At 71.6% G+C, this 21,745-nt stretch carries 18 protein-coding genes; 6 read left to right on the top strand and 12 right to left on the bottom strand.

Annotated features, from left to right (window positions below):
- Nucleotides 1–8 precede the first annotated feature (8 nt).
- The 4 genes from DS079_RS14890 to DS079_RS14875 all read right to left on the bottom strand — a co-directional run bounded on the left by DS079_RS14890 (nucleotide 9) and on the right by DS079_RS14875 (nucleotide 4,965).
- Nucleotides 9–842 carry a carbohydrate ABC transporter permease gene (locus DS079_RS14890; protein WP_126988601.1) on the bottom strand — a complete coding sequence of 278 codons (834 nt, stop codon included), beginning with the start codon at nucleotides 840–842 and terminating at the stop codon, nucleotides 9–11.
- Nucleotides 843–852: 10 nt separating this feature from the next.
- Nucleotides 853–1,821, bottom strand: coding sequence for a carbohydrate ABC transporter permease (locus DS079_RS14885; RefSeq protein ID WP_126988600.1), 969 nt, complete (start codon nucleotides 1,819–1,821; stop codon nucleotides 853–855).
- Complete coding sequence (locus DS079_RS14880; RefSeq protein ID WP_164736274.1) at nucleotides 1,818–3,125, bottom strand: extracellular solute-binding protein; 1,308 nt, start codon at nucleotides 3,123–3,125, stop codon at nucleotides 1,818–1,820. The genes DS079_RS14885 and DS079_RS14880 overlap by 4 nt, the downstream gene beginning before the upstream one ends.
- 235 nt (nucleotides 3,126–3,360) lie before the next feature.
- Nucleotides 3,361–4,965 carry an ABC-F family ATP-binding cassette domain-containing protein gene (locus tag DS079_RS14875; RefSeq protein ID WP_126988598.1) on the bottom strand — a complete coding sequence of 535 codons (1,605 nt, stop codon included), beginning with the start codon at nucleotides 4,963–4,965 and terminating at the stop codon, nucleotides 3,361–3,363.
- Nucleotides 4,966–5,166: 201 nt separating this feature from the next.
- On the opposite strand from DS079_RS14875, the gene ald reads away from it, so the two are divergent.
- On the top strand, nucleotides 5,167–6,282 hold the full coding sequence (ald, locus tag DS079_RS14870) for an alanine dehydrogenase (protein WP_126988597.1): 1,116 nt from the start codon (nucleotides 5,167–5,169) through the stop codon (nucleotides 6,280–6,282).
- A 98-nt stretch (nucleotides 6,283–6,380) separates the two neighbouring features.
- On the opposite strand, the gene DS079_RS14865 is transcribed toward ald, so the two are convergent.
- The 6 genes from DS079_RS14865 to DS079_RS14840 form a co-directional block, all read right to left on the bottom strand.
- Complete coding sequence (locus DS079_RS14865) at nucleotides 6,381–6,713, bottom strand: metal-sulfur cluster assembly factor (RefSeq protein ID WP_010550637.1); 333 nt, start codon at nucleotides 6,711–6,713, stop codon at nucleotides 6,381–6,383.
- A gap of 156 nt (nucleotides 6,714–6,869) precedes the next feature.
- On the bottom strand, nucleotides 6,870–7,625 hold the full coding sequence (sufC, locus tag DS079_RS14860; protein WP_010550636.1) for a Fe-S cluster assembly ATPase SufC: 756 nt from the start codon (nucleotides 7,623–7,625) through the stop codon (nucleotides 6,870–6,872).
- Between the two features lie 74 nt (nucleotides 7,626–7,699).
- Nucleotides 7,700–8,038 (bottom strand): non-heme iron oxygenase ferredoxin subunit, encoded by a 339-nt coding sequence (locus DS079_RS14855; RefSeq protein WP_126988596.1) that lies wholly within the window; start codon nucleotides 8,036–8,038, stop codon nucleotides 7,700–7,702.
- Nucleotides 8,038–9,360, bottom strand: a complete 1,323-nt coding sequence (gene sufD / locus DS079_RS14850) for a Fe-S cluster assembly protein SufD (protein ID WP_010550634.1) — start codon at nucleotides 9,358–9,360, stop codon at nucleotides 8,038–8,040. The genes DS079_RS14855 and sufD overlap by 1 nt, the downstream gene beginning before the upstream one ends.
- A complete protein-coding gene (sufB, locus tag DS079_RS14845; protein ID WP_010550633.1) occupies nucleotides 9,360–10,787 on the bottom strand; it encodes a Fe-S cluster assembly protein SufB in 1,428 nt (475 codons plus the stop codon). Before sufB ends, sufD begins: the two co-directional genes overlap by 1 nt.
- Complete coding sequence (locus DS079_RS14840; RefSeq protein ID WP_126988595.1) at nucleotides 10,784–11,533, bottom strand: helix-turn-helix transcriptional regulator; 750 nt, start codon at nucleotides 11,531–11,533, stop codon at nucleotides 10,784–10,786. Before DS079_RS14840 ends, sufB begins: the two co-directional genes overlap by 4 nt.
- A 276-nt stretch (nucleotides 11,534–11,809) precedes the next feature.
- Here DS079_RS14840 and DS079_RS14835 point away from each other — a divergent pair, with 276 nt between their 5' ends.
- The 5 genes from DS079_RS14835 to map all read left to right on the top strand — a co-directional run bounded on the left by DS079_RS14835 (nucleotide 11,810) and on the right by map (nucleotide 16,680).
- Nucleotides 11,810–12,889 (top strand): glutathione S-transferase family protein, encoded by a 1,080-nt coding sequence (locus tag DS079_RS14835; RefSeq protein WP_126988594.1) that lies wholly within the window; start codon nucleotides 11,810–11,812, stop codon nucleotides 12,887–12,889.
- A gap of 98 nt (nucleotides 12,890–12,987) precedes the next feature.
- Entirely contained in the window at nucleotides 12,988–13,911 is a 924-nt protein-coding gene (locus DS079_RS14830; protein ID WP_126988593.1) for an ABC transporter ATP-binding protein, read from the top strand.
- On the top strand, nucleotides 13,908–14,720 hold the full coding sequence (locus DS079_RS14825; protein WP_126988592.1) for an ABC transporter permease: 813 nt from the start codon (nucleotides 13,908–13,910) through the stop codon (nucleotides 14,718–14,720). The genes DS079_RS14830 and DS079_RS14825 overlap by 4 nt, the downstream gene beginning before the upstream one ends.
- 158 nt (nucleotides 14,721–14,878) lie before the next feature.
- Nucleotides 14,879–15,862: a COX15/CtaA family protein gene (locus tag DS079_RS14820; protein WP_126988591.1), complete on the top strand. Its 984-nt coding sequence runs from the start codon at nucleotides 14,879–14,881 to the stop codon at nucleotides 15,860–15,862.
- Entirely contained in the window at nucleotides 15,859–16,680 is an 822-nt protein-coding gene (gene map / locus DS079_RS14815) for a type I methionyl aminopeptidase (protein WP_126988590.1), read from the top strand. The genes DS079_RS14820 and map overlap by 4 nt, the downstream gene beginning before the upstream one ends.
- Nucleotides 16,681–16,755: 75 nt before the next feature.
- Here map and DS079_RS14810 read toward each other — a convergent pair whose 3' ends face one another.
- Together DS079_RS14810 and acnA are read right to left on the bottom strand one after the other, a co-directional pair.
- On the bottom strand, nucleotides 16,756–18,630 hold the full coding sequence (locus tag DS079_RS14810) for a 1-deoxy-D-xylulose-5-phosphate synthase (protein ID WP_241237684.1): 1,875 nt from the start codon (nucleotides 18,628–18,630) through the stop codon (nucleotides 16,756–16,758).
- 282 nt (nucleotides 18,631–18,912) lie between these two features.
- Nucleotides 18,913–21,690 (bottom strand): aconitate hydratase AcnA, encoded by a 2,778-nt coding sequence (acnA, locus tag DS079_RS14805; RefSeq protein WP_126988589.1) that lies wholly within the window; start codon nucleotides 21,688–21,690, stop codon nucleotides 18,913–18,915.
- Nucleotides 21,691–21,745: the final 55 nt, after the last annotated feature.

Below are 21,745 nucleotides of genomic sequence, written 5' to 3'. Positions count from 1 at the left end.
TCCTGGGGTCAGCCCTTGACCGCGCCCTGCGTCAGACCGGAGACGATCTGGCGCTGGAAGAGCACGACGATGATGACGATGGGGATGGTGACGATGATCGCGGCGGCCGAGATCGCGCCCGTGGGCTCCTCGAACTGGGAGGCGCCGGTGAAGAAGGCCAGCGCCGCCGGGACCGGGCGCGCGGCCGAGGTGGACGTCAGCGAGATGCCGTAGACGAAGTCGTTCCAGGCGATGAAGAACGCGATGATCGCGGTGGTGAACACACCGGGCAGCGCGAGCGGGACGATCACCTTCCGGAACGCCTCGAAGCTGGTGGCGCCGTCGACCTGCGCGGCCCGCTCGAGGTCCCAGGGGATCTGTTGGAAGTACGCCGCCAGGGTGTAGATCGAGATCGGCAGCGTCAGCGAGAGATAGGGGATGATCAGGCCCGGCCAGGTGTCGTACAGCCCGATCGTGCGCCAGAGGTTGAACAGCGGCGTCACGATCGAGATCACCGGGAACATCGAGACCCCGAGCGCGCTGACCAGCACGAGGCGCTTGCCGGGGAAGTCCAGGCGCGCGATCGCGTAGGCGCAGAGGGTCGCGAGCACGACCGCGACGACGGTCGCGATCAGCGTGATGCCGATGGAGTTGCGCAGCGCGGGCAGGAACAGGTCGCGGGCGCTGCCGGCGAAGATCTGCTCGTAGTTGTCCAGCACGAAGCGCGTGGGCAGGAAGCGCCCCGTGGTGAGGTCGCCGGAGGCTTTGAAGGAGGTCATCAGGATCGAGACCAGCGGACCGAGGGTGTACACCAGCACCACGATCGTGATCACGCTCCAGCCGACCTTCTGCCGGGTGGTCATGCCCTTCATCTCAGCGTCCCTCCCCCGAGGCCAGATCGACCTTGAAGCCCTTGATCGCGCCGATCGCGATGCCGATCACGCACAGGAACAGCACCACGGAGATCGCCGAGCCCATGCCGATCTCGAGCCGCCCGATCGAGGTGCGATAGGCCAGCAGCGAGAGGACCTCCGTGCCGTAGGCGCCGTTGGTCATGATGAACACGTTGTCGAAGATCCGGAAGGCGTCCAGCGCTCGGAACAGCACCGCGACCATGATCGCGGCCTTCATGTTCGGCAGCACCACGCGGCGCATCACCTCCGCGCGGGTGCCGCCGTCCACGCGGGCGGCCTCGGTCAGCTCCCCGGGCACCTGGGCCAGGCCCGACAGCAGCAGCAGCGAGATGAAGGGGGTCGTCTTCCAGATCTCGCTGAGCATGATGACGGTCAGCGCCGGCGCGGCGGAGCCGAACCAGTTGAAGCTGTCCTCCACCACCGGCAGCCAGGCGTTGACGAAGCCGGTGTTGATGTCGAAGGCGAAGAACCATGCGAAGGCGGAGACGACGGTGATCGTGCCGTAGGGGACGAGGATCGCGGTGCGCAGCAGGCCGCGCAGGCTCTTGACGGCGTTGTGCATCACCAGGGCCAGGGCGAAGCCGAGCACCAGCTCGATCGCGACGGTGACCACGGTGATCAGCACGGTCACCCCGAGGTCCCGCCAGAAGACGGGGTCGGTGAAGAGCACCCCGTAGTTCGCCAGTCCCACGAAGGAGCGCTGGTCCGGGGCGGTGAGACGGTAGGAGAACAGGGAGTCGAAGAAGGCCTGGAGGATCGGGTACACCGTCACCGCCAGCATGACCACGAAGGCGGGGGCCGCCAGCAGGATGCCCAGGCGGCGCTCCGCCCGGGCCCGGTCGCTCAGCGGCGGCTTCTGCCGGGTCGCGCGGCGGCGCCCGGAGGCGCCGTCCGTCCCGGTCCTCGGCGCGGCGGCTGTCTCGCTCACAGCAGGGCCTCCCCTCGCAGCACGGACTGGATGAACTCCTGGGACCGCGCGGGGGTGGCCTCGCCGACCTCCGAGATCGGGGTCCAGTGCTGCTGGATGCCCAGGGAGATCTCGTTGTAGAAGGGGGTCTGCGGGCGGGGCGCGGCGCGCTCGAGGGACTCGCGGATCTCCGGCGCCATCGGGTAGGCGTCCTGGACCTCGGGGTCCTCGTAGGCGGTGGTGGAGGCGGGCGGGTTGCCGTCGGAGAGGAAGTACTGCGCCTGCTTCTCCGGGGAGACGATGCAGCGGATCGCCTCGTAGGCGAGGTCCTGGTGCCGGCTCGAGGCGCCGACGCCGAGGTCGATCCCGCCCAGCGGCGGCGCGGACTCCTGGTCCTCGGTCACCTGGGGGTAGGTGGTCCACTTCATGTCGTCCAGCACCTCCTGGTCCACGCTGCCCTGCTCGACGGAGGTCTGCGTGGCGGTGTAGACGAAGGGCCAGTTGACCATGAAGGAGCCCTGGTCCCCCTGGAACTGGGCCATGGCGACGTTCTCGTCCTGGGTGGTGGCGCCCGGGCCGGCGAGGCCCTCCGCGCCGATCGTGCCGATGATCCGGGAGGCCTCGGCGCCGGCCGGGGAGTCGAGCGCGAGCTGCGTCTCGTCGGCGGCGGCGCCCGGGTTCTCGATGATCGACTGGCCCTGCGACTCGTACAGCGCGTTGACCCACACGGTCATCGATTCGGCGCGGATCCCCTGGATGCCGAGGTGGCTGTCGGTGGTCTCCGCGGCGTCGATCAGCTGGTCCCAGGTGACGGGCTCGGACATGTCCAGCCGCGCCTCCTCGGCGACGGACTCGCGGTACCACAGCAGCTGGGTGTTGGCCCAGAAGGGCACGGCGACCAGCTCGTCGTTCCAAGTCGCGCCCTGCACGGCGCCGTCGACGACGTCCTGGGTGGAGCTGGTGACGAGGTCCTCCGGGACGGGGGCGAGGAAGCCGGGCTCGGCGAGCTCCGGGATGTAGGGCGGGTCCAGGCTCATGATGTCCAGGGACCTGTCGCCCGCGGCGAGGCGGCGGGCGAGCTGCTCGCGCTGGCTGGCCGCGTCGCGGGGCAGCAGCGAGGTGGTGATCGTGTACGCCCCGTCGGCCTCGTCGCTGCACTGCTGGGCGATCTGGGTCTGGCCGCCGTTGTCGGGGTTGATGTACCAGGTCAGCTGCGGCGGGCCGGCGTCGGCCGAGCCGCAGGCCGCGAGCGTCGCCCCCAGGGCGAGCGCGGCCCCGGCGGCGACCAGCCGGCGCAGACCGGACGGACGGACGGGTTCGCTCACGGTCTCGCTCCTCCTCGTCGGGTCGAGGCGGGCGGCGCGGTCGCGCACCGTCCTCCGCGACGGGGCGGGCACCGCCACGGTGCCGACGAGCTGAGACTATGACGCAGGTCACAGGAGTGCAACTCGGAGGGGGAAACTCTCGCGGTCGCCATCTCAGGAGCCGTCCCCGCCGCGGCGCCGGGAGCACCGGCCGGCACGGCGGCGGGCGTGGGGAGGACCGGGGAGCGGCCCCGGCTCAGGCGAGCTCGATGAGCTCCTGGTACTCGGCGTTCCAGAGGTCCTCGACGGCGTCGGGCATCATCAGCACCCGCTCGGGATCGAGCGCCGCGACGGCACCGGGGTCGTGGGAGACCAGCACGACCGCACCCTCGAAGTTCGCCAGCGCCCCGAGGATCTCCTGGCGACTGGCGGGGTCGAGGTTGTTCGTCGGCTCGTCCAGCAGCAGCACGTTGGCGCTGGAGACGACGAGCGCGGCCAGGGCGAGGCGGGTCTTCTCCCCGCCGGAGAGCACCCGGGCGGGCTTGTGCACGTCGTCGCCCGTGAACAGGAAGGAGCCCAGGATCTTGCGGGCCTCGACCTCGGGCAGCTCGTAGGCCGCCGTCATCATGTTCTCCAGCACGGTCCGGTCCAGGTCCAGGGTCTCGTGCTCCTGGGCGTAGTAGCCGATGCGCAGGCCGTGGCCGGGCAGGATCCGCCCGGTGTCCGGCGCGTCGACGCCGCCGAGGATCCGCAGCAGGGTGGTCTTGCCCGCGCCGTTCAGGCCGATGATGACCACGCGCGAGCCGCGGTCGATCGCGAGGTCCACGCCGGTGAAGATCTCGAGGCTGCCGTAGGACTTCGAGAGGTCCTCGGCCATCAGCGGGGTCTTGCCGCAGGGGGCGGGCTTCGGGAAGCGCAGCGAGGCGACGCGGTCGGTCTGCCGCTCCCCCTCGACCCCGTCGAGCATCCGCTCGGCCCGCTTCAGCATGTTCTGCGCGGCGACGGCCTTGGTGGCCTTCGCGCGCATCTTCTCCGCCTGGGCGGTGAGCTGGGTGGCCTTCTTCTCGGCGTTGGCGCGCTCGCGCCTGCGGCGCTTCTCGTCGTCCTCGCGCTGGCGCAGGTACTGCTTCCAGCCCATGTTGTAGATGTCGATCGCGGAGCGGTTCGCGTCGAGGTAGAAGACCTTGTTCACGACCTGCTCGACGAGCTCGACGTCGTGGCTGATGACGATCAGCCCGCCGCGGTAGCTCATCAGGTACTCGCGCAGCCACACGATCGAGTCGTGGTCGAGGTGGTTCGTCGGCTCGTCGAGGATCATCGTGGAGGCCTGCGAGAACAGGATCCGGGCGAGCTCGACGCGACGCCGCTGACCGCCGGAGAGGGTGCCGAGCTCCTGCTCGAGCAGCCGGTTGGGCAGGCCGAGGTTCGCGGCCATCCGCTTGGCCTCCGCCTCCGCCGCGTAGCCGCCGGCGGCGTCGAGCTCGGCCTCCAGGCGCGGGTACCGGTTCATGGCCTTCTCGCGGCGGGCCTCGGTGAGGGACATGTCCCCCATCTCCTCCTCGGCGCGGCGCAGCTTCCTCAGGATCCCGTCGAGCCCGCGGGCGGAGAGGATCCGGGCGAGCACCGGCTCGGTGTCCTCGCCGCTGTGGGTGTCCTGCGGGAGATAGCCGAGCTCGCCGGAGACCTCGACGCTGCCCTCGCTGGGGTCCAGCGTGCCGGAGAGGACCTTGGTCAGCGTGGTCTTGCCGGCGCCGTTGCGACCCACCAGGCCGATCCGGTCGCCGTCGGTGACCTGGAAGGAGACGTCGCTCATGAGCAGCCGGGCGCCGACGCGTATGGCGAGGTCGTGCACGGTGATCACGGGTGGGACTCCTCTTCGGACGGGGACGGCCCGGAGGAGGGCCGGATCGAGTCTAGGGCCGAGGCGCCGAACGGTCGCCCGGATTCCCGCCGACGGTGCCGGGGGACACATCCGCAGGCTCCCCCGCACGGCCGACGAGGTGTCATCCTGGGGGCGGTGGCCGTGACCGCGGCCAGGGAGCTCAGCAGAGAGGCTGGACACATGCGCATCGGGGTGCCCCGCGAGGTCAAGAACAACGAGAACAGGGTGGGCCTGGGCGCCGCCGGCGTGCACGAGCTGGTGATGCACGGCCACGAGGTGATCGTCGAGAGCGGCGCGGGCCTCGGCTCCCGCGTGAGCGACGAGGACTACGCCGCCGCGGGCGCGTCACTGCTGCCGACGGCCGACGAGGTCTGGGCGCAGGCCGAGATGATCGTGAAGGTGAAGGAGCCGCTGCCCGAGGAGTACGGACGCCTGAGGAAGGGCCAGATCCTCTTCACCTATCTGCACCTCGCGGCCGACCGGGAGCTCACCGAGGCGCTGCTCGCCACCGGCACCACCGCCATCGCCTACGAGACCGTCCAGCTCCCCGATCGCTCGCTGCCACTGCTCGCGCCGATGAGCGCGATCGCGGGCCGGCTCGCCGCGCAGGTCGGCGCCTACCACCTGATGGCGCCGCTGGGCGGCGGCGGGGTGCTGATGGGCGGCGTGCCCGGGACCTCGGAGGCGAACGTGCTGGTCCTCGGCGGCGGCGTCGTCGGCGAGCAGGCGGCGATGATGGCGCACGGGCTGCACGCGAACGTCACCGTGATGGACGTGAACGTCTCCCGGCTCTCCCAGATCGCGACGATGCACCACGGGGGCATCCTCACCCGCTACTCGACCGCCCTCGACCTCGCCGAGCAGATCGAGCGGGCGGACGTCGTCGTCGGCTCGGTGCTGATCCCCGGCAAGCGCGCCCCGAAGCTCGTCACCGACGAGATGGTCTCCCGGATGAAGCCGGGCTCGGTGCTGGTCGACGTCGCGATCGACCAGGGCGGCTGCTTCGAGAACTCCCGCCCCACCACGCACGACGACCCGACCTTCCGGGTGCACGACGCGATCTACTACTGCGTGGCGAACATGCCCGGCTCCGTGCCGGTCACGGCGACGGCGGCGCTGAACAACGCGACCCTCCCCTACGTGCTGAAGCTCGCGGGCGCGGGCTGGCGGGACGCGCTGCGGGCCGACGAGGCGCTCGCGAAGGGCCTGCACACCCACGAGGGCGCCCTCGCCCATGCCGGCACGGCCGAGGCGCACGGCCTCGAGCTCACGCAGACGGCGACGCTGCTCGGCTGACGCCGGCTCGGGGCCCGTCCCGTCCGCAGCGAAGAGACCCCCTGCCCCGCGCTCGCGGGTCAGGGGGTCTCTCGTGCCGGCTCAGAGGGTGAGGCGGCTCAGAGGTTGAAGCCGATGGCGCGCAGCTGCTCGCGGCCGTCCTCGGTGATCTTCTCCATGCCCCACGGCGGCATCCACACCCAGTTGATGCGGTGGGTCTCGGTGATGGGGTCCAGCACCGCGAAGGTCTGCTCCTCGAGCACGTCCGTCAGCGGGCAGGCGGCGGAGGTGAGGGTCATGTCGATCACGGCGTTGCCGTCCTCGACGGTCACCCCGTAGACGAGGCCCAGGTCGACGACGTTGATCCCGAGCTCGGGATCGATGACGTCCTTCATCGCCTCGGTGACGTCCTCGGCGCTCACGGTCGAGGCCGGGGTCTGCTGGTCGGTCATGGTGTCCTCCCGGAAGGGGTGCGGGACTGCTCCCGCAGGGGTGCGGACGGGGCTCGTCGGGCCGTCCCCGGACGTGCTGTCCGGGACGGTCCGCGGCGGGTCCCGCGGTGCGGCCGTCCCGCCCCGCGCGGGTGCGGGGCGGGAGGGCCGGCGGCATCAGGCGCCGACGAGGAAGCGGTCGTAGCCCTCGGCCTCGAGACGCTCGGCCAGCTCGGGACCGCCCTGCTCGGCGATCTTCCCGTTCACGAAGACGTGGACGAAGTCCGGCTTCACGTACTGCAGGATGCGGGTGTAGTGGGTGATCAGCATGATGCCGACCTCCGTGTTCTCCTTGGCGCGGTTGACGCCCTCGGAGACCACGCGCAGCGCGTCGACGTCGAGGCCGGAGTCGGTCTCGTCGAGGACGGCGATGGAGGGCTTCAGCAGCTGCATCTGGAGGATCTCGTGGCGCTTCTTCTCGCCGCCGGAGAAGCCCTCGTTGACGTTGCGCTCGGCGAAGACCGGGTCCATCTTGAGGTCGTCCATGGCGCCCTTGACGTCCTTGACCCAGGTGCGCAGCGAGGGGGCCTCGCCGTCGATCGCGGTCTTGGCGGTGCGCAGGAAGTTCGAGACGGTCACGCCGGGGACCTCGACGGGGTACTGCATGGCCAGGAAGAGGCCGGCGCGGGCGCGCTCGTCGACGCTCATCTCGAGCACGTCCTCGCCGTCGAGGAGGACCTCGCCGCCGGTGATCTCGTACTTGGGGTGGCCGGCGATGGCGTAGGCGAGGGTGGACTTGCCCGAGCCGTTGGGGCCCATGATCGCGTGGGTCTCGCCGCCCTTGATGGTGAGGTCGACGCCCTTGAGGATCTCCTTGGTGCCCTCAGGGGTCTCGACGGTGGCGTGGAGGTTCTTGATCTCCAGGATCGACATGTGGGGTTCTCCTTGACCAGGAAGCTGGTGGATTCGTGGGGCTGGGGGCGGGCGTCGGGGACGACGCCCAGGTGTCAGGTGGCGGGAGCCTCGGAGGGATCCACGAGGATCTCGCCGCGGCTCTCGTCGATGCGCACGGGGAACACCCGCACGGGCAGGACCGCCGGGAGCTGCAGGGGACGACCGGTGACGAGGTCGAACTGGCTGCCGTGCTTCCAGCACTCGATGGTGCATCCCTCGACGTCGCCGTCGCTCAGCGCGATCTCGTCGTGCGAGCAGAGGTCCTCGAGGGCGTGGACGCCGCCGTCCTCGTCGCGCACCAGGGCGATCTCGATCCCGCCGGCGACGACGTCGATCGCCTCGCCGGGGGCGAGGTCGGCCAGGGCGGCGACGGGGACGAAGGCGTCCGACATCAGTTCATGCTCCGTGCGAGCTCGTCCTCGATCGCGGCCGAGAGGCGCTCGCGCACCTCGGGCACGTCGATCTGCTGGATGATCTCGGCGAAGAAGCCGCGCACGACCAGACGGCGCGCCTCGATCTCCGGGATGCCGCGAGCGCGCAGGTAGAACAGCTGCTCGTCGTCGAAGCGCCCGGTGGCGGCGGCGTGGCCGGCGCCCTCGATCTCGCCCGTCTCGATCTCCAGGTTCGGCACCGAGTCGGCGCGGGCGCCCTCGGTGAGCACCAGGTTGCGGTTGAGCTCGTAGGTGTTGGTGCCCTCGGCCTCCTTGCGGATCAGCACGTCGCCGACCCACACGGACCGTGCGCCCTTGCCCTGCAGCGCGCCCTTGTAGGCGACGTTGGAGGTGCAGTTCGGGGCGCTGTGGTCGATGAACAGGCGGTTCTCGAAGAACTGGCCCTCGTCGGAGAAGTAGAGGCCCAGCTTCTCGATCTCGCCGCCGGGGGCGGCGTACTCGCCGATCGAGTTCAGGCGCACCGCGCTGCCGCCGAGGGTGACCGCGACGTGCTTCAGGCGCGCGTCGCGGCCCACGCGGGCGTGGTGCTGCGCGATGTGCACCGCGTCGTCGTCCCAGTCGTGGACGGTGATGACGGTCATCTGCGCGTTGTCACCGACGAGGATCTCCACGTCCTGCGCGTACTGCGCCGAGCCGGTGTGGTTCAGCACCACGATCGAGGAGGAGGACTCCTGCGCCTCGATCACGAGGTGCGCGTTGGCGCGGCGGTCCGCGCCGCGGCCGGTGATGTCCACGCGGAACGGCGCGTCGTAGGCGGCGTTCTTGGCGGCGACCAGGTGCAGCGCCTGCTCGGTGCGGGCGGAGGCGATCGCGGTGGGCAGATCCTCGGGCACCAGCACGCTGCCGCGGGGCGCCTGGCCGGGGGCGAGCGTCGAGGGCTCCGGGGCGCCCTCGGGCACGGTCACGGCGTAGTCGACGGCGGGGTCGCCCTCGCGGTCGTCGGTGGCGGCGTCCTCGAAGAGGGCGGAGAAGCGGCGCAGCGGGGTGAAGCGCCACTCCTCGATGTCGCTCTTGGGCACGGCGTGGTCGGCGACCTCGAAGGAGCGCAGTCGCGCGCCGCGGTTCAGCGCGGCGTGGGCGGCGGAGACCTCCTGGCCCGGCAGGCTCAGGTTCTCCTCCTCCAGCTCCGGCGCGGCCGTCGTGTCGGCGCCCTCCAGGGCCTCTCCGGCGGCGACGGGCGCGGCGCCCGCCGCGTGGCCCACGGCCTCGTTCGCGGTCGGGTCCCCGGCGCTCTCGGCACCCTTCACATCTGTGGTCGTCATCAGCCGACTGCTCCTTCCATCTGCAGCTCGATCAGGCGGTTCAGCTCGAGGGCGTACTCCATCGGGAGCTCGCGGGCGATGGGCTCGATGAAGCCGCGCACGATCATCGCCATCGCCTCGGTCTCCTCCATGCCGCGGCTCATCAGGTAGAAGAGCTGCTCCTCGGAGACCTTGGAGACGGTGGCCTCGTGGCCCATCTGGACGTCGTCGACGCGCACGTCGACGTAGGGGTAGGTGTCGGTGCGCGAGATCTGGTCCACCAGCAGCGCATCGCACAGCACGGTCGAGGCGGAGTGCTCGGCACCGGGCATGACCTGGACCAGGCCGCGGTAGGAGGAGCGGCCGCCGCCGCGGGAGACCGACTTGGAGACGATCGAGCTCGAGGTGTGCGGCGCCATGTGCACCATCTTCGAGCCGGTGTCCTGGTTCTGGCCCTCGCCGGCGAAGGCGACGGAGAGGGTCTCGCCGCGGGCGTGCTCGCCCATCAGCCAGACGGCCGGGTACTTCATGGTGACCTTGGAGCCGATGTTGCCGTCGACCCACTCCATGACGCCGCCCTGCTCGACCGTGGTGCGCTTGGTGACCAGGTTGTAGACGTTGTTCGACCAGTTCTGGATGGTCGTGTAGCGGACGCGGGCGTCCTTCTTCACGACGATCTCGACGACGGCGCTGTGCAGCGAGTCGGACTTGTAGATCGGCGCGGTGCAGCCCTCGACGTAGTGCACGTAGGAGCCCTCGTCGGCGATGATCAGCGTGCGCTCGAACTGGCCCATGTTCTCGGTGTTGATCCGGAAGTAGGCCTGCAGCGGGATCTCGACGTGCACGCCCTTGGGGACGTAGACGAAGGAGCCGCCGGACCACACGGCGGTGTTCAGCGCGGAGAACTTGTTGTCGCCCGAGGGGATGACGGTGCCGAAGTACTCCTTGAACAGCTCCGGGTGCTCCTTGAGCGCCGTGTCGGTGTCCAGGAAGATGACGCCCTGCTCCTCCAGGTCCTCGCGGATCTGGTGGTAGACGACCTCGGACTCGTACTGCGCGGCGACGCCGGCGACGAGGCGCTGCTTCTCGGCCTCGGGGATGCCGAGGCGGTCGTAGGTCTCCTTGATGTCCTCGGGCAGGTCGTTCCAGTCGGTGACCTGCTTCTCGGTGGAGCGGACGAAGTACTTGATGTCGTCGAAGGCGATGCCGGAGAGGTCCGGGCCCCAGGTGGGCAGCGGCTTCTTCTCGAAGAGCTTCAGCGCCTTCAGCCGGCGCTCGAGCATCCACTCGGGCTCGTCCTTGCGTGCGGAGATGTCGCGCACGACGTCCTCGGACAGGCCGCGGCGCGCGCTGGCCCCGGCCGAGTCCTCGTCGTGCCATCCGAAGGCGTAGTTGCCGATCGAATCGATGATCTCGTCCTGTGAGAGCTTCTCGGGTGCGCTCGTCATGGTGTCCTTCCCTCGGTGAGCGGAATGTGGGTCGTGCAGACGTGAGCCCCCTGCGCCAGGGTGGCCAGGCGCTGGACGGGGGCCCCGATGATGCGGGAGATGACGCGGGTCTCGGCCTCGCACAGCTCCGGGTGGTCGGCGGCCACGTCGAGGACGGGGCAGCGGCCGTGGCAGAGCTGCGCGGTGACGAGGCTACGCGGCCCGGCGCCGCCCTCGCGACGGGCCGCCGGCAACGGGACGTGCAGCGGGCGGACGGTGGTGGCGTAGCCGCGCTCGGTGAGCAGCTGCGAGAGCAGCTCGAGCCGCTCGGCGGTGCCCACCGGCTCCCCGGTCTCCGCCTCGAGGCGGTCGACCCGTTCGTCGAGCCGCTGCTCCCAGTCGGAGATCCGCCGCTCCGCGAGGGCGGTCACCGCCTCGTCGCCGCCGCGGCGGGCGAGCTCGTCGACCGCCATCACGGCCAGCTCGTCGTAGCCGGCGGCGAAGTCCTCATGCGCCGACGGCGAGAGCACGAAGGTCTTGCTGGGGCGTCCGCGGCCACGATGGGCCACGGGCATCTCGTGCTCGGCGATGGTCCCCTCCGCCTCGAGCGCCGCGAGATGGCGGCGCACGGCGGCGCTGGTGAGGCCGAAGCGCTCGGCGAGCTGCCGGGCGGTGATGGGCCCGTGGGTGGAGATCGCCTCGACGAGGCGATCGCGCGTGGTCGGCTCGGACTTCGCCGCGAGCTCCTGCGCATCCTGCTCGGCCATCCTGCACCTCCCTTCTCGACCACCTAGATTTTACAACAGGACTCTTTCCAAATACTGCCCGAGTCCTGTGCCACCGGCCACGAAGGGTGCCCTTACCTGCAACGTCGCGCAGGGCGGGGCGGATCGCGCTCCCCCACACATGGTGCACGACGTGGGTGCGGAGCGCACCCCGGGCCCCTCTCGGCGCGCCGTCGACCGCCGCCCCCGAGAGGCTTCCATCTAGTACCGGTTTCAACTATCATGGCAGTGACGCCACCGACACGAAGGGACCCCACGATGAACGAGACCGCCCCCGACTCCACGGACGCCGCCGCCGAGCAGCACTCGACCCGCGGCGCCTACGTCTCCGCCGGCAAGGGCTTCGACCGCGACATGAACTACATCGACGACCGGATCACCCGCGACGGCCGCGACGGCTGGCCCGTCGAGGCCGGGCGCTACCGGCTGATCGCCGCCCGCGCCTGCCCGTGGGCCAACCGCACCCTGATCTCCCGTCGTCTGCTGGGCCTGGAGGACGTGATCTCGGTGGGCATGCCCGGCCCCACCCATGACAAGCGCTCCTGGACCTTCGACCTCGACCCCGGCGAGGTGGATCCCGTGCTCGGCTACGAGCGCCTGCAGCAGGCCTACTTCGCGCGCTTCCCCGACTACCCGCGCGGCATCACCGTCCCCGCCGTCGTGGACGTGCCCACCAGGGCCGTCGTGACCAACGACTTCCAGCGGATCACCCTCGACTTCGCGACCGAGTGGACCGAGCACCACCGCGCCGGCGCCCCGGACCTCTACCCCGAGGCTCAGCGCGAGGAGATCGACGCGCTGAACAAGTGGATGCTCCACCGGGTCAACAACGGCGTGTACAAGGTCGGCTTCGCCGGCTCGCAGGAGGACTACGAGCGCGAGTACGCGCTCCTCTGGGAGGCCCTCGACGAGCTCGAGGAGCGCCTGGGCCGCAGCCGCTACCTCATGGGCCCCTCGATCACCGAGGCCGACGTGCGCCTGTTCCCCACGCTGATCCGCTTCGACCCCGTCTACCACGGCCACTTCAAGGCCAACCGGCAGACCCTCGCCTCGATGCCGAACCTGTGGAACTACACCAAGGACCTGTTCCAGACCCCGGGCTTCGGCGACACGGTCGACTTCGCGCAGATCAAGCGGCACTACTACTACGTGCACGAGGACATCAACCCCACGCAGATCGTCCCCGCCGGCCCGGCGCTCGAGCCGCTGCTGGAGGCGCACGACCGCGACCGCTTCGAGACCGACACCTGGGGCCCCGGCGGCACCGCTCCCGAGGCGCCGCTCGCCGCGGAGGTCGTCGACCCGGCGCACACGCCGCTGCACGTCACCGGGCGCTGAGCCCGGCACGGCCCGGGTGAGGTCTCGCCCACCTCGCCCGGCCCGGACGCGGCGCCGTCCCCGACCCGGCGCCGCGTCCGGCCTACGATGGGGCGGCCATGGACGACCACTCCCCCGCCCTCGTCGCGACCGACCTCGCCCACTCCTACGGCGCCGTGCGCGCCCTCGACGGCCTGAGCCTGACCGCGGAGCGCGGCGAGGTCACCGCGCTGCTCGGCCCCAACGGCGCCGGCAAGACCACCGCCGTCTCCTGCGCGACCGGTCTGCTGCGCCCCGATGCGGGCAGCGTGCGCGTGCTCGGCACCGACCCCTGGCGCGCGAGCCCCGAGCACCGCGCCCGGGTGGGCGTGATGATCCAGGACGGCGGCCTCGCCTCGGGCGCGACGGCGATGCAGCTGCTGCGCTACGGCGCGAGCCTGCACGCCGCCCCGCTCGATGTCGACGAGGTCGCCGCCCATCTCGGCATCGACGAGTTCGCCCGCACCCTCGTGCGGCGCCTCTCCGGCGGGCAGCGGCAGCGGCTCGCCCTGGCGCTGGCGATCATCGGCCGGCCCGACCTCGTCTTCCTCGACGAGCCGACGGCCGGGATGGATCCCTCGATCCGGCGCCGGGTGCGGGAGCTGATCCGGGGGCTGGCCCGCACCGGCACCGCCGTCGTGCTCACCACCCATCTGATGGACGACGTGGTCGGGCTCGCGGACGCGGTGCGCGTGATCTCGCGCGGCCGCGTGCTCGCCTCCGGCAGCGTGCAGGAGGTGGTCCGCGAGCATCGCGGGCCGGGCGGCGGCGTGACCCTCCGGGCGACCGCGAGCGGCGTCGCGCCCGACGCCGTCCCCGCCCTCGAGCAGGCCCTGCACGAGGCCGCCGCCCGCCACGGCGCCCGCCTGGAGGTCTCCAGCGCCGCGGCCGCGGACCTCGAGGCGGTGCTGCTGGACCTGATGGACCGCGACGCCTCCGGCGACGAGGCCGCCGGGAGCACGACCCACCACGACGACGCCCCCAGCGCAGGAGCCGCCCGATGAGCGCCACGCCCCCGTCGACCTCTCCCGCCGCCCCCGGCGAGAGCCCCGCCGCGCCGCGCGTGCCGCGTCCCGCACCGGCGCTGCGCCGCATCCTCTCCCATGCCCGGCTCGAGACCTGCGTGCTGCTCTCCAACGGGGAGCAGCTCATGGTCGCGATCGCGCTGCCGGCGATGGTGATGGTGGGGCTGTGGCTGCTGCCCGTCGGCCGGCTCGAGGGCACTCCCGCGATCGACACCGCGGTCGCCGCGACCTTCGCGACCGCGCTGATCTCGACCTCCTTCACCTCGCAGGCGATCATGACCGGCTTCGACCGTCGCAACGGCGTGCTGCGCTGGATCGCGACGACGCCGCTGGGGCGCAGCGGCTATCTCGCCGGGAAGATCCTCGCCACCCTCGCGACCCATGTGCTGCAGGTGGTCGTGCTCGGAGTGCTGGGCCTGGTCCTGGGCTGGCGGCCGGAGATCGTCGGTCTCCTGGCCCTCGTCCCCGTCTGGCTGGTGGGGACAGTGGCCTTCGGGGCGCTCGGCCTGCTGGTCGCGGGGCTGCTGCGCACCGAGGCGGTGCTGGCGGTGGCGAACCTCGTGTTCGTGCTGCTCGTCGCCGTCGGCGGCGTCGCCTTCCCCACCACCTCGTTCCCGCGGATCCTCGGCGGGCTCGCGGACCTGCTGCCCTCGGGCGCGCTCGGCGAGCTGATGCGGGCCTGTCTCGCGGGCGGTCCGTTCTCCCCCGGCTCCGCCGTGGTGCTGCTGCTGTGGGCCGCGGCAGGGGTCGCGGCCGTCGTGCGCTGGTTCCGCTGGACGGATGCCTGAGCCGCCTCGCACGAGCCTGGCGCCGGGCCCCGGTCCCGGAGCCCCTGTCCGGCCGCTCGGCCGTCCCGGGCGACCGCCGAGTCCTCACGATGCGGGATCCCTCGCATCCGCACCCGGAGTCCAGGCGGCCCTCGGCCGCGGAACCTAGACTGCTGGGCATGTCCTCGCCTGCCCTCTCCGCCGAGCGCTCACCCGAGCGCCACGGGCGGATCACCACCCTGCCCGACCGTCGTCTGACCTCCTGGGGGCCGCAGCGGCGCGCACGTCTCGCCGCCATCGCTATCTGGGGCAACCTGATCTGCCAGATGGGGATCATCCTCTCGGGCGGCGCGGTGCGTCTGACGGGCAGCGGACTGGGCTGCTCCTCCTGGCCGCACTGCGAGCCGGGGAACTTCACCCCGGAGCTGACGCTCGAGGCCGGGATCCACCCTTTCGTCGAGTTCGGCAACCGCACGCTCACCGGCGTGCTGAGCATCTTCGCTGTCGCGGTGCTGCTGGTGACCTACCGCTGGCTCTCCCACAAGGGACGCGGCTTCCGGATGCTGGCGTGGGTGCCGCTGATCGGCACCGCCGCGCAGGCGCTGATCGGGGCGTTCGTGGTGTGGTTCGACCTGCACCCCGGGATCGTCAGCCCCCACTTCCTCATCTCCCCCGTGCTCGGCGCGCTCTCGACGGTGCTGCTGGTGCGGCTGTACGACGGCGACTCGCACGTGCGCCTCGCGGTCCCGCCACGACTGCTGGGGCTCTACGTCCCGCTGGCGGCGGTGGGCTTCGTGGTGCTGGTGCTCGGCACGCTGGTCACCGGCACCGGCCCGCACTCGGGCGATGCCGGGGACGTCACCCGCCTGATGTTCTCCCCGGTCGTGATCACCCGGGTCCACGCCGTCGCGGTCTACCTCTTCCTCGCCCTGCTGATCGCGATGCTGGTCGTCCTCCACCGCTCGGGTGCCCGCCGCGAGGCCCGCACCGCGGCCTGGTGGTTGCTCGCGGCGACCCTCGCGCAGGGCGCGGTCGGCTACATCCAGTACTTCACCGGGCTGCCCGAGCTGGTTGTCTTCGGCCACCTGCTCGGCGCCGCCGTGTTCGCACCGATGATCGCCTGGGTCGGGGCCCGGCTGGTCACCTGGCAGGAGGCACGATGATCCTCGGACGCCGTCGCCGCAGCTCGACCCAGGAGCTGCCCACCACCGAGCAGGCACGTCCGGCCGGCGAGTTCGTCGCCTCCGTGCTCTCGCACCTGCGGCAGGTCGTGGACGTGGGCTGGAACCTGCTGGACGTCGACGCGGAGGCGCATCGCCTGATCCGCGAGGCGGGGGCGACCAGCTGCTACATCGACTACCACCCCGTCTTCGGCGCCTCCCCCTTCGGGTACGTCATCTGCACCTCGCTGAACGAGGGCGTGCTCCACGGCCGCCCCTACGACCGGGTGCTCGAGGACGGGGACCTGCTCTCCCTCGACTTCGCCGTCTCGGTGGAGGGCTGGGTGGCGGACTCGTGCCTGACGATCCCCGTCGGCACCCCGCGCGCGGAGGACCTCCAGCTGATCCGCGACACCGAGCAGGTGATGTGGGCCGGGATCGACCAGGTCACCGTCGGCGCCACCGTCGGCGACATCGGCTTCGCGGTGATGAACGAGGCGACCTCGCTCGGCTACTCGATCAACGACCGCTTCGGCGGCCACGGCGTGGGGCGCACGATGCACGAGGCCCCCTTCGTCCCCAACCACGGCACCCCCGGCGGCGGCGCCGAGCTCGTGGCCGGGCAGCTGATCACCGTGGAGCCGTTCCTGGTGCCGACCACCTCCGAGCTCGTCGTCGACGAGCGGGACGGCTGGACGCAGCTGGCGGCCGACGGCTCCCGCGGCGCGCACGCGGAGCACACCCTGCAGGTCACCGACGGCGCGCCGATCGTCCTCACGGCGCGGGCCGACGACCCTGCTCCGCGCAGCTCGCTGGGCTGAGGACCGCGGCGAGAGCTCCGGGCCTCGGCGCTGGCCGCGCTCGTCGCGCCGGCGGGAGGGCGTCGGCCGGGCGTCTCAGAGCAGCGCGTCGAGGCTCCTCGCGATCCCGGGCACGTCCAGGCCCTGGTCGGCGAGGATCGCGTCGCGCTTGCCGTGGGCGAGGAACTCGAGGTCCACGCCCAGGCAGTGCACGACGGGGCCCGGCTGCGCCGGGGTCGCCCGTCGGCCGAGCCGCAGTGCGAGCGCGGCACCGATCCCCCGCTCCGCGAGGCCGTCCTCGAGGGTGAGCACCCCGCGGGCGCCGGCGGCGAGGTCCAGCAGCTCCTCGCCCAGCGGCAGCGCCCGGACCGGATCGAGCACGACCACGTTCGCCGCGGGACGGGACGCCGCGATCTCCCGGCCGGCGGCGAGGGCGCGGTCGGCGAGGGCGCCGACGGAGACGAGGAGCACGTCGATCGGGGCCTCCGCGTCGCCGTGCAGGACGTCTCCCGCGGGCAGCTCGGCGAGCGCCGGGAGCTCCTCGGGGCAGGCGCCCTTGGGGAAGCGGACGATCGAGGGGCCCGGGGTGCCGAGCGCCGCGGGGACCGCCGCGTCGAGGCGGGCGCCGTCGCGGGGCGCCCACAGGCTCAGTCCGGGTACCTGCGCGGCGAGGGCGAGGTCCCAGATGCCGTGGTGGCTCGGACCGTCGTCCCCGGTGATCCCGGCGCGGTCCAGCGTGATCGTGACGTCCTCGCCGTGCAGGGCGAGGTCCAGCAGCAGCTGGTCGTGGGCGCGGTTGAGGAACGTCGCGTAGAGCGCGACGAGGGGTAGGCGGCCCCCGGCGGAGAGGCCGGCGGCGGTGTCCAGCGCGAGCTGCTCGGCGATGCCGACGTCGAGGACGCGCTCGGGCGTCTCCTGCTGCATCGGGGTGAGCCCGACGGGGTCGATCATCGCGGCGCTGAGCGCGACCACCCGTTCGTCGGCACGGGCGGCGTCGAGCACGGCGGCGCCCAGGCGGGCGCTCCAGGTGCGGGCGGCGGGCTTCGTCGCCTCCTCGCCCACGAGCGAGAAGGGGCCGGTGGCGTGCCAGTGGTCCACCGCGTCGGACTCGGCGCGGGCGAAGCCGGCGCCCTTGCGGGTGAGGACGTGCAGGACCACTCCGGCGCTGCCCGGATCCTCCGCGGCCTCGCGGGCGGCGGCGGTCGCGGCCGCGAGCGCGGTGAGGTCGTGGCCGTCGACGGGTCCCAGATAGGTCAGGCCCAGCTGGGTGAAGACGTCCTGTCCGGGCAGCACCTCGCCCGTGCGCAGCGCGGCGAGATGCCGAGCGAGGCCGCCGATGGTGGGCGCGTAGGAGCGGGTGTTGTCGTTGAGCACGACGACGGTGCGGGAGCCGCGGTCCGCGGCGAGCTCGTTGAGCGCCTCGAGGCCGACGCCGCCGGTGAGCGCGCCGTCCCCGATCACCGCGACGGAGACGCCCTGCTTCCCCGCGAGGCGGTGGGCGCGGTCCAGGCCGTGCGCCCAGGCGATCGATCCGGAGGCGTGGGAGTTCTCGACCAGGTCGTGCTCGGACTCGCCCCGGTCGGGATAGCCGGAGGTGCCGCCGGCGCGGCGGAGCCCCTCGAGGTCGGCGCGGCCGGTGAGCATCTTGTGGACGTAGGCCTGGTGGCCGGTGTCGAAGACGATCGGCTCCGCCGGGGAGCGGAACTCACGGTGCAGGGCGAGGGTCAGCTCGACGACGCCGAGGTTCGGGCCGAGGTGGCCTCCGCTGACGGCGCAGATCTCGAGGAGGCGGCGGCGAAGGGTGCGGGCGAGGCCCGGGAGCTGCTCCGCATCCAGGGTGCGCAGCGCCTCGGGGTCCGCGGGGATCGGCACCTCGGGCGGGGGCACGGTGGAGTCCGCCGCCGGGCGGGAGGGGGCGGGGCGCGGGCGCCGACGGATCGGCGCGGCAGCGTGCTGCTCAGTGGTGGACACGCACGGTCCTCCCTCGGGGACGGGATCGGGACCTGTTCAGAGTACGTGGTTCTGACCTGCCGAGACGGGAGACATGGTCACATCTGTGCACATCTTCACCGGGGCTTCACCCGGCCCCGCCGAGGTGTGCAACGCGGTGCAGACAGCCCGGTCAGGGGTGCGCGAGAGGGTGCCCGCGGCGACTCCCACACCCGGACATGACTGCGCCCCGCCGGGCCGGAGCCGGGCGGGGCGCAGCATGCGCCGGTCACGAGGACCGGACGGCGCGGGAGGGGCCTGCGATCAGGCCGCGACCAGCGAGCGCAGGACGTACTGCAGGATGCCGCCGTTGCGGTAGTACTCCGCCTCGCCGGGGGTGTCGATGCGGACCACCGCATCGAACTCCACCGAGGTGCCGTCCTGCTTGGCGGCGACGACCTTCACCGTCTTCGGGGTGGCGCCCTCGTTCAGGGCGGTGATCCCGGTGAAGGAGAAGGTCTCCGTGCCGTCGATCCCGAGGGACTCGGCGGTCTCGCCGGCGGGGTACTGCAGCGGCAGCACGCCCATGCCGATGAGGTTCGAGCGGTGGATGCGCTCGAAGCTCTCGGCGATGACGACCTGGACGCCGAGGAGCTTGGTGCCCTTGGCGGCCCAGTCGCGGGAGGAGCCGGTGCCGTACTCCTTGCCGGCCAGGACCACGAGCGGGATGTCCTGCTCGGCGTAGGCCTGGGCGGCGTCGTAGATGAACTCCTGCTCACCGGTCAGGAAGTTCTTCGTGTACCCGCCCTCGACGCCGTCCAGGAGCTGGTTCTTGATGCGGATGTTCGCGAAGGTGCCGCGGATCATGACCTCGTGGTTGCCTCGGCGGGAGCCGTAGGAGTTGAAGTCCTTGCGCGCGACGCCGTGCTCCTGCAGGTACTTGCCTGCCGGGGAGTCGAGCTTGATCGAGCCGGCGGGCGAGATGTGGTCGGTCGTGGTCGAGTCGCCGACCTTGACCAGCACCCGGGCGCCCTCGACGTCGCCGACCGGCGCGGGCTGCGCCTCCATGCCCTCGAAGTACGGGGGCTTGCGCACGTAGGTGGACTCGGAGTCCCACTCGAAGGTCGCGCCCTCGGGAGTCTCCAGGCTCCGCCAGCGCTCGTCGCCGGTGAAGACGTCCTTGTAGTCCTCGGTGAACATCTCCTGGGAGATGGACTCGCCGATGACCTTCTCGACCTCGGTCGGGTTCGGCCAGATGTCGCGCAGGTAGACGTCCTGGCCGTCCTTGTCCTGCCCCAGCGGGTCGTTCTCGAAGTCGAAGTCCATGGTGCCTGCGAGCGCGTAGGCGATGACCAGCGGCGGGGAGGCCAGGTAGTTCATCTTCACGTCGGGGTTGATGCGGCCCTCGAAGTTGCGGTTGCCCGAGAGTACCGCGGTGACGGCGAGGTCCTTCTCGGCGATGGCCTCGGAGATCTCCGAGTCCAGCGGGCCCGAGTTGCCGATGCAGGTGGTGCAGCCGTAGCCCACCAGGTGGAAGCCGAGCGCCTCGAGCGCCGGCCAGAGGCCCGCCCGCGTGTAGTAGTTGGTGACGACCTGCGAGCCGGGGGCCATGGAGGTCTTGACCCACGGCTTGGCGACCAGGCCGCGGTCCACCGCGTTCTGGGCGAGCAGGCCGGCGGCCATCATCACCGAGGGGTTCGAGGTGTTGGTGCAGGAGGTGATCGAGGCGATCGAGACGATGCCGTGGTCGATCTCGAAGTCCTTGCCCTTGACCTGGACCGGGTTCGAGGCGCGGCCGATCACGTGGGCGTGGTCGGGCGCGGCGCCGCCGGACTCGTTGTCGGAGTCGGGGGTGGACGGATCGGAGGCGGGGAAGGAGCCGTCGCCGTTGCCGGCGACCGGGTGGCCGGTCGCGTAGGAGGGCAGCACCTCGCGGAAGGACTCCTTCGCCTCGGTGAGGACGATGCGGTCCTGGGGGCGCTTGGGGCCGGCGATGGAGGGCACCACGGTGGAGAGGTCCAGCTCGAGGTACTCGGAGTACTCGACCTCCGTCGAGGGGTCGTGCCACAGGCCCTGGCGCTTGGCGTAGGCCTCCACGAGGGCGACCTGCTCCTCGGAGCGGCCGGTCAGGCGCAGGTAGTCGGTGGTGACCTCGTCGACCGGGAAGATCGCGACGGTCGAGCCGAACTCGGGGCTCATGTTGCCGATGGTCGCGCGGTTCGCGAGCGGGACCTGGGAGACGCCCTCGCCGTAGAACTCGACGAACTTGCCCACCGCGCCGTGCCGGCGGAGCATCTCGGTGATGGTGAGCACGACGTCGGTCGCGGTGGCGGCCGGCGGGATCTCGCCGGTGAGCTTGAAGCCCACCACGCGCGGGATCAGCATGGAGACGGGCTGGCCGAGCATCGCGGCCTCGGCCTCGATGCCGCCGACGCCCCAGCCGAGCACGCCCAGGCCGTTGACCATGGTGGTGTGCGAGTCGGTCCCGACGCAGGAGTCGGGGTAGGCGCGCAGCACCCCGTCGACCTCGCGGGTCATCACGGTGCGGGCGAGGTACTCGATGTTGACCTGGTGGACGATGCCGGTGCCCGGGGGGACCACCTTGAAGTCGTCGAAGGCGGTCTGGCCCCAGCGCAGGAACTGGTAGCGCTCGCGGTTGCGCTCGTACTCGAGCTCCATGTTCTGCTCGAGCGCGTCGAGGCGGCCCGCGACGTCGATCATCACGGAGTGGTCGATGACCATCTCCGCGGGGGCGAGCGGGTTGATCCGCTCGGGATCCCCGCCGAGGTCCTGGACGGCCTCGCGCATGGTGGCGAGGTCGACGACGCAGGGGACGCCGGTGAAGTCCTGCATGATCACGCGGGCGGGCGTGAACTGGATCTCGACGGACGGATCGGCCGTCGCGTCCCAGCTCGCGAGCGCACGGACGTGGTCGGCGGTGATGTTCGCCCCGTCCTCGGTGCGCAGCAGGTTCTCGAGCAGGATCTTGAGGCTGTAGGGAAGCTTCTCGGCGCCCTCCACGGCGTCGAGCGCATAGATCTCGTAGTCGGTGCCGCCGACCTCGAGCTTCTGCTTCGCGGCGAATGAGTCGACAGTGCTCATCGGACGCACTCCTTCGGTATGGGTTCGACCCCTCCATCGTAGGCGCGTCGCCCGC

It is taken from the genome of Brachybacterium paraconglomeratum (genome assembly GCF_003994255.1).
GTDB classification, from domain to species: Bacteria; Actinomycetota; Actinomycetes; order Actinomycetales; family Dermabacteraceae; genus Brachybacterium; species Brachybacterium conglomeratum.
This window is presented reverse-complemented; position numbering and strand designations above follow the sequence as displayed.